Raw genomic sequence first — 13,157 nt, 5'->3', positions numbered from 1 at the left:
CGGTCGCTCGCGCGGGATGACGGACGCTCAGCCCCTGAAGCCGGGGCCGCGGCGGCGCAGGTAGCGCTCGAACTCGGCGGCCAGCGCGTCGCCGTCGATCTTGCCGAGCGCCTCGGTCATGTCCACCTCGGCGTCGCCGCGTTCCTCCAGCGACTGCACGTACTCGGCGATCTCGTCGTCCTCGGCGGTCATCTCCGAAACCGCCTGCTCCCACTCCTCGGCCGCGGTCGGCAGGTCGGCCAGCGGCACCTCGACGTCGAGCACGTCCTCGACGCGGCGCAGCAGGGCCACGGTGGCCTTCGGGTTCGGCGGCTGGGAAACGTAGTGGGGCACCGCGGCCCAGAACGTCACCGCGGGGATCCCGGCCTGCACACACGCGTCCTGGAACACACCCGCGATGCCGGTCGGGCCTTCGTACCGCGTCTCCTCCAGCCCGAACACCGCCGCGGAATCCGACGAGTAGGCCGCGCCCGACACCGGCACCGGCCGAGTGTGGGGCGTATCGGCCAACAGGGCGCCGAGGATGACGACGGTCTGCACGTTGAGCTTGTCGGCGATCGCCAACAGCTCCGAGCAGAACGTGCGCCAGCGCATGTTCGGCTCGACGCCGTGCATCAGCACGATGTCACGGTCGGAACCCGGGGGACGGCAGTGCGAAATCCGCATCGACGGCCACACCAGTTCCCGCGTGACCCCGTCGACCTGCCTGATCACCGGCCGATTCACCTGGTAGTCGTAGTAGGCCTCGTCGTCGATCTCGACGATCGTCTCGGCTTCCCAGATCGCGTCGAGGTGCTCCACCGCATCGCTGGCGGCGTCGCCGGCGTCGTTCCAGCCCTCGAACGCTGCGACGACGATCGTGTCGTTCAGTTCGGGCAGGTCGGGCGGTTTCAAACCGCTCGCATCCGACAAGGTCACAACGCCAGCGTAAGCCCTCTGAGGCGGGTAGGAGCGCCATCGCCACACGTGCTGACTTGATTCGCCGACTACCCTGGATTCGTGGCTGATGTGAAGGACCGCGCGTACACCACCGATTTGCTCGACGCCCTCGTAATCGGTGGCCGCGCGATGTGCACCCGGCTGCCAGCCAAGACGAAATACGCTCGGCTGCAATCTGGTTAACCATGGTGTCGACGACAGTGCCGACAAGATCCGCCAGCGTTCGCTCATGGGCGCGCGCCGCCGTGCGGGTCGGATCGATCGCCACGTCGAGGCGGGCGTCCGAGAATCGTTTGGATGACAACGTAGACTTTGCCTGTCGAGAGGCGTTGCAACGGATTCCGGTCTTCACCGTTATCCGCCACGCTCGGCAGACTCAAGGACGCCTTCCCCTAGGGAAGGAGCGCGCATGACTGCCGTTGAGTCGAACACTCTCACGCCGAACATCCGCCCCGACTGCACCGACGAACTGACCGTGACACTGGGTCAGCGGATCATGGTGATCGACGGCGCGATGGGCACGGCGATCCAGCGGGACCGGCCCGACGAGGCCGGATACCGCGGCGAACGGTTCAAGGACTGGCCGAGCGACGTCCAGGGCAACAACGACCTGCTCAACCTGACCCAGCCGCAGATCATCGAGGCGATCCACCGCGAATACCTCGACGCCGGCGCCGACATCATCGAAACCAACACGTTCAACGCGAACGCGATCTCGCTCTCCGACTACGGCATGGAAGAGCTCAGCTACGAGGTGAACTACGCCGGTGCGGCGCTGGCGCGCAAGGCCTGCGACGAGGTCGGCACCGGTGACCGGCCCCGCTACGTCGCCGGAGCGCTGGGACCGACCACGCGGACCGCCTCGATCTCGCCGGACGTCAACGATCCCGGCGCCCGCAACATCACCTACGACCGGTTGGTCGACGCCTACCTCGAAGCCGCCAACGGCCTGGTCGACGGTGGTGCCGACATCATCCTGGTCGAGACGATCTTCGACACACTCAACGCCAAGGCCGCCGTGTTCGCGATCGAGACGCTGTTCGAGGAACGTGGCCGCCGCTGGCCCGTCGTCATCTCGGGCACCATCACCGATGCTTCCGGGCGGACGCTGTCCGGCCAGGTCACCGAGGCGTTCTGGAACTCGGTCCGGCACGCCAAGCCGCTCGCGATCGGCCTCAACTGTGCCCTCGGTGCACCGGAGATGAGGCCCTACATCGCCGAGATGTCGCGAATCGCGGACACGTTCGTCTCCTGCTACCCGAACGCCGGGCTGCCCAACGCGTTCGCCGAGTACGACGAAACCCCCGAGCGCCAGGCCGGCTACGTCGCCGACTTCGCCGAGGCGGGCTTCGTCAACCTGGTCGGCGGATGCTGTGGAACGACGCCCGCGCACATCGCCAAGATCGCCGAGGCCGTCGAGGGCAAGCCACCACGCCAGGTGCCCGAGATCCCCGTGGCCACCCGGCTGTCGGGCCTGGAACCGCTCAACATCGACGACGACACCCTGTTCGTCAACATCGGTGAGCGCACCAACATCACCGGCTCGGCCCGGTTCCGCAACCTCATCAAGGCCGAGGACTTCGACACCGCGCTGTCGGTGGCCCTGCAGCAGGTCGAGGTCGGTGCACAGGTCATCGACATCAACATGGACGAGGGCATGATCGACGGCGTCGCCGCGATGGACCGGTTCACCCGGCTGATCGCGTCCGAGCCCGACATCAGCCGCGTGCCGGTGATGATCGACTCCTCCAAATGGGAGGTCATCGAGGCCGGCCTGAAGAACGTGCAGGGCAAGCCGATCGTCAACTCGATCTCCCTGAAGGAGGGCGAGGAGAAGTTCATCCGCGAGGCGCGCTTGTGCCGTAAGTACGGCGCCGCCGTCGTCGTGATGGCCTTCGACGAGGAGGGGCAGGCCGACAACCTGGAGCGCCGCAAGGAGATCTGCGGTCGCGCCTACCGGGTCCTGACCGAAGAGGTCGGCTTCCCCGCCGAGGACATCATCTTCGACCCGAACTGCTTCGCGCTGGCCACCGGCATCGAGGAGCACGCGACCTACGGGATCGACTTCATCGAGGCGTGCGCCTGGATCAAGGAGAACCTGCCCGGGGTGCACCTGTCCGGCGGCATCTCGAACGTGTCGTTCTCCTTCCGCGGCAACAACCCGGTCCGCGAGGCGATCCACGCGGTGTTCCTCTTCCACGCCATCCAGGCGGGCCTGGACATGGGCATCGTCAACGCAGGCGCGCTGGTGCCCTACGACTCGATCGACGCCGAACTACGGGAGCGCATCGAGGACGTCGTGCTGAACCGTCGCGAGGATGCTGCCGAACGGCTGCTCGAGATCGCGGAGCGGTTCAACAGTAAAGGCAAGGGCGAAGACCCCCAAGCTGCGGAGTGGCGATCCTTGCCGGTTCGCGAGCGGATCACGCACGCGTTGGTCAAGGGCATCGACGCCCACGTCGAGGACGACACCGAGGAACTGCGGGTCGAGATCGCCGACGCGGGCGGGCGACCGATCGAGGTGATCGAGGGTCCGCTGATGGACGGTATGAACGTCGTCGGCGACCTGTTCGGCTCGGGCAAGATGTTTTTGCCCCAGGTCGTGAAGTCGGCCCGGGTGATGAAAAAGGCCGTCGCCTACCTGCTTCCGTTCATCGAGGCGGAGAAGGAGGAGGCCGGCACGACGGGTTCCAAAGACACCAACGGCACGATCGTGATGGCGACCGTCAAGGGCGACGTCCACGACATCGGCAAGAACATCGTCGGGGTTGTCCTGCAGTGCAACAACTTCGAAGTGATCGACCTCGGGGTGATGGTGCCCGCGCAGAAGATCCTGGACGCGGTGAAGGAGCACGACGCCGACATCGTCGGGCTGTCCGGCCTCATCACCCCGTCGTTGGACGAGATGTCCAACTTCGCCGTCGAGATGGAACGCGCAGGGCTGGAGATCCCGCTGCTCATCGGCGGCGCGACCACCTCGCGCGCGCACACTGCGGTGAAAATTTCGCCGCGCCGCAGCGGTCCGGTGGTCTGGGTCAAGGACGCGTCCCGCTCGGTTCCGGTGGCCGCCGCGCTGCTCGACGACAAACAGCGGCCCGGACTGCTGGAGGCCACCGAGAAGGACTACGCATCGCTGCGCGAACGGCACGCCCAGAAGAACGACCGGCCGATGCTGACGCTGGAGAAGGCCCGCGCGAACCGGACGCCGATCGACTGGGACGGCTACACGCCACCGGTGCCCGCTCAGGGGCTCGGCGTGCGCGAGTTCCTCGATTACGACCTCGCCGAACTGCGCGAGTACATCGACTGGCAGCCGTTCTTCAACGCCTGGGAGATGAAGGGCCGATTCCCCGACATCCTCAACAACCCGGCCACCGGGGAGGCGGCGCGCAAGCTCTACGACGACGCGCAGGAGATGCTCGACACGTCGATCAAGGAGAAATGGCTGACCGCGAACGGGGTGATCGGTTTCTTCCCGGCCAACGCCGTCGGTGACGACGTCGAGGTCTACACCGACGACACCCGCACCGAGGTGCTGACCACACTGCACAACCTGCGTCAGCAGGGCGAGCACCGCGAGGGCATCCCGAACCGGTCACTGGGTGACTTCGTTGCGCCGAAGAAAACGGGTCTGGCCGACTATGTCGGTGCGTTCGCCGTGACCGCCGGCCTGGGCAGCCAAGAGAAGATCATGGAGTTCAAGGCGGCGCTAGACGATTACAGCGCCATCCTGCTGGAGTCGGTCGCCGACCGGCTCGCCGAGGCGTTCGCCGAACGGATGCACCAACGGGTCCGCAAGGAGTTCTGGGGATACCAGCCCGACGAGCAGCTGGACAACGACGCGCTCATCGGCGAGAAATACGTGGGCATCCGTCCCGCGCCCGGTTATCCGGCATGCCCGGAGCACACCGAGAAGGCGACGCTGTTCAACCTGCTGGACGTCACGAAGCGCACCGGCATCGAGCTGACCGATTCGATGGCGATGTGGCCGGGGGCCGCGGTCAGCGGCTGGTACTTCTCGCACCCGCAGTCGCAGTACTTCGTCGTCGGCCGGGTGGCCCAGGACCAGGTCGCCGATTACGCCAAGCGCAAGGGTTGGACGCTGAAGGAGGCCGAGCGCTGGCTCGCGCCCAACCTCGGCTACAACCCGGAGGACTGAATGGAGGCGGTGCTGCGCGCCGTCCTCTTCGATATGGATGGCACCCTCGTCGATTCGGAAAAGCTGTGGGACGTCTCGTTGGGGGCGCTCTACGCCGAACTCGGGGGCGAGCTGACCCCACAGGTGCGCGAGGCGCTGGTCGGCGGCTCGGCCGAGGACACCATCCGGACCGTGTACACCGACCTCGGACTCGAGCAGGATCCGCGCGCGATGGCCGAATCGAACCGATGGCTGCACGACTACACCGCCGAGCTGTTCGACGGCGGCCTGGAGTGGTGTGACGGTGCCCAAGAATTACTCGATGAGCTTGCCGCAGAAGAAATCCCGATGGCGCTCGTTACCAACACTCTGCGCGCACTGACCGACAAGGCGCTGAACAGCATTGGTTCGCACTACTTTTCGGTGACCGTCTGCGGTGACGAGGTTGCCCGCGGCAAACCCGCACCCGACGTATACGAACGCGCGGCCACACTGCTGGGTTTCGATCCGGTGGCGTGTCTGGCGGTCGAAGACTCCGTCACCGGCTCGGCGGCCGCCGAACGTGCCGGATGCCCGGTGCTGGTGGTACCCAACGACGTAGCGGTACCCGAGGGGCCACGTCGACACCACGCTTCCTCGCTCGCCGGGTTGCGTGCCGCGGACCTCCACCATGTCCATTCCGAACTGGTGACCAGGCCGGGAGAACGCACCGCCTGAGCACCGGTCTGTGATTGAATGTGACATCCATCACGCGCTGTGGAAAGGTCTCACATGACTCACGGACCCGCAGGTGACTCCTCGACGGCGGTGGATTACGAGGAATCCGAGCACAGCGGTCGCGTCGTTCTCATCGCGTCCGTCGCGGCGCTCGGCGGCCTGCTGTTCGGCTACGACAGCGCGGTCATCAACGGCGCGGTTGCGGCGGTCGAGGACCATTTCCAGATCAGCAAGGCGGTTACGGGCGTGGCCGTGGCGGCGGCCCTGATCGGCGCCGCGTTGGGTGCGCTGGTCGCCGGACGTCTCGCCGACAAGATCGGCCGGCTGTCGGTGATGAAGGTCGCCGCGCTGCTTTTCTTCATCAGCGCCTTCGGCACCGGCCTGGCCACAAACGTCTGGATGTTCACGATTTTTCGCATCGTGGGCGGTATCGGCGTCGGCGTGGCTTCGGTCATCGCACCGGCCTACATCGCCGAAACCTCGCCACCGCGGATCCGGGGCAGGTTGGGCTCGCTACAACAGCTGGCCATCGTCTCCGGCATTTTCATCTCGCTGGCGATCGATGCGCTGCTGGCCCGCCTGGCCGGCGGATCGCGCGAGGAACTCTGGTTGGGGATGGCAGCCTGGCGCTGGATGTTCCTCGTGATGGCGGTACCCGCCGTGGTCTACGGCGTGCTGGCGTTCACGATCCCCGAATCACCGCGTTATCTCGTTGCCACATACCGGATTCCGGAGGCGCGGCGGGTGCTGACGAAGTTGCTGGGGGAGAAGAACCTCGAGCTGACGATCACGCGCATCAAGGAATCGCTGAAGTCGGAGAAGCCGCCGTCGTGGCGCGATCTGCGCAAGCCGACCGGAGGGCTCTACGGCATCGTCTGGGTGGGTGTGCTGCTGTCGGTGTTCCAGCAGTTCGTCGGCATCAACGTGATCTTCTACTACTCGAACGTGCTGTGGGAGGCCGTCGGGTTCGGGGAGCAGCAGGCGTTCCTGATCACCGTGATCACGTCGGTGACCAACATCGTCACCACGCTGATCGCGATCGCGCTGATCGACAAGGTCGGACGCAAGCCGTTGTTGTTGGTCGGGTCGACGGGTATGGCGATCACCCTCGGCACGATGGCGGTCATCTTCGGCACGGCGCCGGTGGTCGACGGCCAGCCGAGCCTGGAGGGCATCGCCGGTCCGATTGCACTGGTGGCCGCGAACCTGTTCGTGGTGTCGTTCGGCATGTCGTGGGGTCCGGTGGTCTGGGTGCTGCTCGGTGAGATGTTCCCGAACCGCATCCGCGGCGCCGCGCTGGGTCTGGCCGCCGCAGCGCAGTGGCTCGCCAACTGTGCGATCACCGCGTCGTTCCCCGCACTCGGTGACTTCTCGCTCGGCATCGCCTACGGCTTCTACGCGATCTGCGCGGTGCTGTCGTTGCTGTTCGTGTGGAAGTTCGTCGCCGAGACCAAGGGTAAACACCTCGAGGACATGGGCAACGAGGTCGCATCGCAGCAGGAAACCGTCTGAGCGGCATCGACGAGTCGGTCGACGTCGTCGTCGCCGGCTCTGCCGGGGCGCTGGCCGGAGCCTATACCGCTGCGCGGGAAGGACTCTCGGTCGCAATCGTGGAGGCGAGCGACCGGTTCGGCGGCACCTTCGCCTACTCCGGAGGCGGCGGCATGTGGTACCCGTGCAATGCGGTGCTCACCCGCGCCGGATGCGACGACACGATCTCCGACGCGCTGCGTTACTACCGCGAGGTTGTCGGCGACCGCACACCCGCGGCACTTCAGGAGACCTACGTCCGCGGCGGTGCCGCGCTGATCGACTACCTCGAACGCGACGAGCACTTCGCGTTCAAGATCCTGCCGTGGCCCGACTACTACAGTTCGGCGGCCGGGGCCCGCACCGACGGCATGCGCCACATCGTCTCCAAGGCGGTGCCCGACGAGCGCCTCGGCCGGTTCGCGGGCCTGGTTCGTGGGCCGCTGGACCATGAGCGCCTCGGGGCGCCGCAGCCCGATCTGCTCACCGGCGGGCGGGCGCTGGTCGGGCGGTTTCTGTGGGCGATGGCCGACAACCCGGCGGTGACGGCGCATCTGTCCACGAGCCTGGTCGAGTTGGTCGTCGAGGGAGGTCGCATCGTCGGAGCGGTCGTGGAGCACGACGGCGAGCGACGCACGATCACGGCGCGGCGCGGCGTGCTGCTCGCCACGGGCGGTTTCGAACAGAACGCCGACATGCGGGCCGAATTCGGCGTCCCCGGAAGCGCTCGCGACACCATGGGCGCCCCGGCCAACACCGGACTGGCCCATCGGGCGGCGATCGCCGTCGGGGCGGACGTGGACCTGATGGACCAGGCGTGGTGGTCGCCGGGGCTGATCCATCCGGACGGCCGCGCCGCGTTCGCGCTGTGCTTCACCGGCGGCATCTTCGTCGACCGTTCCGGCCGCCGCTTCGCCAACGAGTCGGCGGCCTACGACCGGTTGGGGCGCGCGATCCTGCGCGCGATGCGCGACGGCACGGTCGGGTCGCGGTACTCGATGGTCTACGACAGCCGAACCGGCGAACAACCGCCCGTGATGGCCACCAACGTCTCCTTCTCGCCGACCGAACAGTACTTCGCCGAGGGTCTGTGGGTGCAGGCCGACACGCTGGCCGCACTCGCCGGTCAGATCGGCGTTCCGGCAACACAATTGGAAGACACCGTGCGCCGTTTCAACGAGTTCGCGGCGCGGGGTGTCGACGAGGACTTCGGTCGCGGCCGCGAATCGTTCGACCGGGCCTTCACCGGCGGCGCGTCGCCGCTGGTGCCGATCGACACCCCGCCCTACCGCGCGGCGGCCTTCGGCATATCCGACCTCGGCACCAAGGGCGGGCTGCGCACCGACACCGACGCCCGCGTCCTGGACACCTCCGACCGGCCCATCGCGGGTCTGTATGCGGCGGGGAACACGATGGCGGCCGTCTCGGGGGAGACCTACCCCGGTGGAGGAAACCCGATCGGGGCGTCGCTGTTGTTCAGCCACCGCGCCGCACTGCACATGGCGCGTACGTGACCGGGGTCGGGCAAACCGGCGTGACCCGACGGGTGCGAGCGTGACACAATCGCGTGCCGTGAAGACCTTCGACGCCCTGTTCGCGGAGCTCAGCGAACGCGCCCGGACCCGCCCCGCCGGTAGCGGCACCGTCGCCGCACTGGACGGCGGCGTGCACGGGATCGGCAAGAAGATCCTCGAGGAAGCCGGCGAGGTGTGGCTGGCGGCCGAACACGAGAGCGATGACGCGCTCACCGAAGAGATCAGCCAGCTCCTGTACTGGACACAGGTGCTGATGATCGCTCGGGGACTCACCCTCGACGACGTCTACCGGAAGCTGTGAATCGCATGCTTCGCGTCGCCGTCCCCAACAAGGGCACACTCTCCGAACCCGCCAGCGAGGTCCTGTCCGAAGCCGGCTACCGGCGCCGCACCGACCAAAAAGACCTGACGGTCATCGACCCGGCCAACAACGTCGAGTTCTTCTTCCTGCGCCCCAAAGACATTGCGATCTATGTCGGCTCGGGGCAACTCGACTTCGGGATTACCGGCCGCGATCTGGCCGCCGAATCGGATGCGCCGGTGCGGGAGCGGTTGGCGCTGGGCTTCGGCTCGTCGTCGTTCCGGTATGCGGCCCCGGCCGGGCGCGATTGGCGGGTCGAGGATCTCGCGGGAAAGCGGATCGCGACCGCGTTTCCGAACCTGGTGCGAAAAGACCTGGCCGCGCACGGCATCGAGGCGACGGTGATCCGGCTCGACGGCGCGGTGGAGATCTCCGTGCAGCTCGGCGTCGCCGACGCGATCGCCGATGTGGTGGGCTCCGGACGAACACTGGGACTGCACAATCTGGTGCCGTTCGGCGATTCCCTGTGTGACTCCGAGGCGGTGCTGATCGAGCGGGACGGCGCGCCGGACAGCCCCACCGGCGCCCAACTGGTGGCCCGTGTGCAGGGCGTGGTTCGCGGCCAGCAGTACCTGATGCTCGATTACGATTGCCCGCGCAGCGTTCTCGACCGTGCGGTCGCGGTGACCCCCGGCCTGGAGTCGCCGACAATCGCTCCGCTCGCCGACCCGGCGTGGGCGGCGGTGCGCGCTCTGGTGCCCCGCCGCGACGTCAACAAGATCATGGACGAACTCGCCGCCATCGGTGCCAAGGCGATACTGGCTTCTGACATCCGATTCTGTCGCCTGTGATTCAGCGCGAACCCTTCCGGCCTGCGTGTTAGCGTCCGGAGGTCCATAACACCGGCCGGAGGTCGCCATGACACAGGTCCTGATTCTGGTACTCGCACTGTTGATCGGCGTCATCGCCGGCCTACGCGCACTGACCGCGCCGGCGGTGGTGTCCTGGGGCGCACTGCTGGGGTGGATCGACGTGGACGGGAAATGGTCGGAGTGGATGGCACATCCGATCACCGTCACCGTGTTGACCATCTTTCTGCTCGTCGAGCTGGTCACCGATCAGCTGCCGAAAACCCCCAGCCGTAAGACGGCTCCCCAGTTCATCACGCGCCTGATCATGGGCGCCTTCGCCGGCGCGGTGATCGGCAGTGCGTACTTTCACACGTTCAGTGCGCTCGGCGCGGGTGTCATCGGCGCGGTGCTCGGCACGATGGGCGGCGCGGCGGCACGTCAGCGGTTCGCCGACCTGCGCAACGGCCAGGACCGCCCTGGCGCGATCCTCGAAGACATCGTTGCCGTGGGTGGCGGCTTCCTGATCGTGTTCCTGGTCAGCCTGGTGTGAACGGCCCACCGTGACAGAACGATTCGACGCGATCATCGTCGGTGCGGGGCAGGCCGGGCCACCGTTGGCGGGCCGGCTCACGCAGGCGGGGCAGAAGGTCGCGGTCATCGAACGCAAACTCGTCGGCGGGACATGCGTGAACTACGGATGTATCCCGACCAAGACCCTGGTCGCCAGCGCGCACGCCGCCCATCTGGCCCGCCGCGGTGCCGAATACGGTGTCAGCACAGGCGATATCGGCGTCGATATGACAAAGGTCAAGGCGCGCAAGGACAAGATCGTGCTCGATGACCGCGACGGCGTCGAGTCCTGGCTCGAAGGCATGGACGGATGCACGTTCATCCGCGGCCACGCACGCTTCTCCGATCCGCACACGATCCGCGTCGACAACCGAGTGCTGCACGCGGACAAGATCTTCCTCAACGTCGGCGGTCGCGCCGTCGCACCCGACATGCCCGGGCTGGCCGACATCGACTACCTGACCAACGTCGGCATTCTCGAACTCGATACGGTGCCCGAACATCTCGTCATCATCGGCGGCAGCTACATCGCACTGGAGTTCGCGCAGATGTACCGTCGCTTCGGAGCCGGGGTCACCGTGATCGAGAAGGGGCCGCGGCTGACATCACGTGAGGATGAGGACGTTTCGGCCGCGGTCAAAGACATCCTGGAGGCCGAGGGCATCGATATCGCCCTCGACGCCGACGCGATCCGATTCACCAAGACCGACAGCGGTTTCGAGGTCATCCCGAGCGACGGTGCGGCACCCATCGCAGGTACTCATCTGCTCATCGCGGTCGGGCGCACCCCCAACACCGACGACCTGGGGCTCGAGAACGCCGGGGTCGAAACCGACGCCCGCGGTTACATCGCCGTCGACGATCGATTGCGCACCAACGTCGAACACATCTGGGCCATGGGCGACTGCAACGGTAAGGGGGCGTTCACGCACACGTCGTACAACGACTTCGAGATCGTCGCGGCGAACCTGCTCGACGACGACCCGCGCCGGGTCAGCGACCGCATCACGACGTATGCGCTTTACATCGACCCTCCGCTGGGGCGCGCCGGTCTGACCGAGGCGCAGGTGCGCGAGTCGGGTCGAAAAGCGTTGGTCGGCAAGCGTCCGATGACGCGGGTCGGCCGCGCGGTGGAAAAAGGGGAGACGCAAGGCTTCATGAAGGTGGTCGTCGACGCCGAGACCGAGCAGATTCTGGGTGCGGCGATCCTCGGCGTCGGCGGTGACGAGGTTATCCACTCGATCCTCGACATCATGACCGCTGGGGTTTCCTACACCGCGATCTCGCGCACGATGCACATCCATCCGACCGTCAGCGAGTTGGTGCCTACGATGCTGCAGGAGATGACGCCCCTGACCTAGGCGGACTATCGAATATCGTCGACGCATGCCCACCGCGCTGCCGAATCTCGATGCACTGATCGCCAAGGACGAGATCCGCGATCTCGTCCTTAACTACTGTCGCGCGATGGATCGCGGCGACGTCGCACTGGCTGAATCTCTGTACGAGAAAGGCGCCCACGACGAGCACGGCTTCAACGCGACGAACACCGCCGAGGAGTTCATCGACTCGATCGGAGACTTACTCGGCGGACTGGCGACGCTTCAGCACAACGTCACGAATCACCTCATCCGGATCACCGGACCCGATACCGCCGAAGGGGAGGCCTACGTGGTCGCCTACCACCGCGCCGAGCGTGCTGGTGTCGGGTATGTGCTGATCACCGGCGGCCGTTATCTCGACCGCTACTCAAAGCGGGAGGATCGGTGGAAGTTCGCCCACCGCAAATGCGTGGCCGACTGGACACACGAGTTCTCGGCGCCGCTCGCGAGCGATGTCAAGAACCCAGTGTCCGGCAACCTTGCCGAGGGGCGCATGGACGAGCAGGACCCCTCATACGCGTTCTTTACCGCGTTCCCGCGCGGGGAACGGGCATAGCCTACGACGCCGCAGGCGATGGCGCCGCTGCCGTGACCGAGCGGCCGACGATGAATTGCCGGGTCACCAAAGCGAACCGGTGACCGAGGTGACGGTGGGTGGCTACATCGGCGGCGTGGACCCCGTCGGGGTCGGCGTCGACGTCGGTCTGCGCGCCGGCGCCGAGAAAGAAGCCGAGCCGGTTGAGGTCGTTCTCGCTCGCCTTCGAATGGTTCCAGCCCGGAGGCAGACCGAGGCTGACCCAGTGCATGTGGTGCTGCGCGGCGAACACCGCCAGCGACACCAACGTGTTCAACTTGTCGCCGCTTTTACCGCCGGAATTGGTGAACCCGGCCGCGACCTTGTCGCGCCACGCGCCGGTGAAACAACGCCGCCCGGTCGACTCGGCGAAGCCCTGGAACGCCGCGGACACGTTGCCCATATAGGTCGCGCTCCCGAACACGATGCCGTCGGCCGAATCCAGAACGTCCCAGTCGGCGTCGGTCATCCGGTCGACGGCAACGGTTGCCACGACCGCGCCCGCGTCGCGCGCTCCCGCGGCCACGGCTTCGGCGAGCGTCGCGGTGTGCCCGAAACCCGAGTGGTAGGCAACCGCGACGGCAGGTGCGGCGATGTCAGATCCGTTGTGCGTCATGTCA

General features: G+C 66.6%; 12 protein-coding genes. 10 read left to right on the top strand and 2 right to left on the bottom strand.

Annotated features, from left to right (window positions below; genetic code table 11):
- Positions 1-27: 27 nt before the first annotated feature.
- Positions 28-894: a PAC2 family protein gene (locus A5759_RS18185; protein WP_197506108.1), complete on the bottom strand. Its 867-nt coding sequence runs from the start codon at positions 892-894 to the stop codon at positions 28-30.
- Between the two features lie 105 nt (positions 895-999).
- Between A5759_RS18185 and A5759_RS26480 the strand changes: the two genes are divergently transcribed.
- From A5759_RS26480 to A5759_RS18140, 10 genes are all read left to right on the top strand, one after another.
- Complete coding sequence (locus tag A5759_RS26480) at positions 1,000-1,122, top strand: hypothetical protein (protein WP_255392535.1); 123 nt, start codon at positions 1,000-1,002, stop codon at positions 1,120-1,122.
- A 226-nt stretch (positions 1,123-1,348) separates the two neighbouring features.
- Positions 1,349-5,098, top strand: a complete 3,750-nt coding sequence (metH, locus tag A5759_RS18180) for a methionine synthase (protein ID WP_068200018.1) — start codon at positions 1,349-1,351, stop codon at positions 5,096-5,098.
- Between the two features lie 12 nt (positions 5,099-5,110).
- Positions 5,111-5,794, top strand: coding sequence for an HAD family phosphatase (locus A5759_RS18175; RefSeq protein ID WP_068200145.1), 684 nt, complete (start codon positions 5,111-5,113; stop codon positions 5,792-5,794).
- A 54-nt stretch (positions 5,795-5,848) separates the two neighbouring features.
- Positions 5,849-7,306: a sugar porter family MFS transporter gene (locus A5759_RS18170; protein WP_064393963.1), complete on the top strand. Its 1,458-nt coding sequence runs from the start codon at positions 5,849-5,851 to the stop codon at positions 7,304-7,306.
- Positions 7,303-8,838, top strand: coding sequence for an FAD-binding protein (locus A5759_RS18165; protein ID WP_068200015.1), 1,536 nt, complete (start codon positions 7,303-7,305; stop codon positions 8,836-8,838). Before A5759_RS18170 ends, A5759_RS18165 begins: the two co-directional genes overlap by 4 nt.
- 40 nt (positions 8,839-8,878) lie before the next feature.
- A complete protein-coding gene (locus A5759_RS18160; protein ID WP_064393961.1) occupies positions 8,879-9,160 on the top strand; it encodes a phosphoribosyl-ATP diphosphatase in 282 nt (93 codons plus the stop codon).
- A gap of 5 nt (positions 9,161-9,165) precedes the next feature.
- Positions 9,166-10,011 (top strand): ATP phosphoribosyltransferase, encoded by an 846-nt coding sequence (gene hisG, locus A5759_RS18155; RefSeq protein ID WP_064393960.1) that lies wholly within the window; start codon positions 9,166-9,168, stop codon positions 10,009-10,011.
- 67 nt (positions 10,012-10,078) lie between these two features.
- Positions 10,079-10,561: a DUF4126 family protein gene (locus A5759_RS18150; protein ID WP_064393959.1), complete on the top strand. Its 483-nt coding sequence runs from the start codon at positions 10,079-10,081 to the stop codon at positions 10,559-10,561.
- Positions 10,562-10,571: 10 nt separating this feature from the next.
- A complete protein-coding gene (locus tag A5759_RS18145) occupies positions 10,572-11,942 on the top strand; it encodes an FAD-containing oxidoreductase (RefSeq protein ID WP_068200012.1) in 1,371 nt (456 codons plus the stop codon).
- A gap of 25 nt (positions 11,943-11,967) precedes the next feature.
- Complete coding sequence (locus tag A5759_RS18140) at positions 11,968-12,519, top strand: nuclear transport factor 2 family protein (RefSeq protein WP_068200010.1); 552 nt, start codon at positions 11,968-11,970, stop codon at positions 12,517-12,519.
- Position 12,520: 1 nt separating this feature from the next.
- Here the strand turns inward: A5759_RS18140 and A5759_RS18135 are convergent, their stop codons facing one another.
- Positions 12,521-13,153 (bottom strand): flavodoxin family protein, encoded by a 633-nt coding sequence (locus A5759_RS18135; protein WP_064425627.1) that lies wholly within the window; start codon positions 13,151-13,153, stop codon positions 12,521-12,523.
- Positions 13,154-13,157: the final 4 nt, after the last annotated feature.

Source organism: Mycobacterium sp. 852014-52144_SCH5372336 (genome assembly GCF_001665615.1).
GTDB classification, from domain to species: Bacteria; Actinomycetota; Actinomycetes; order Mycobacteriales; family Mycobacteriaceae; genus Mycobacterium; species Mycobacterium neumannii_A.
This window is presented reverse-complemented; position numbering and strand designations above follow the sequence as displayed.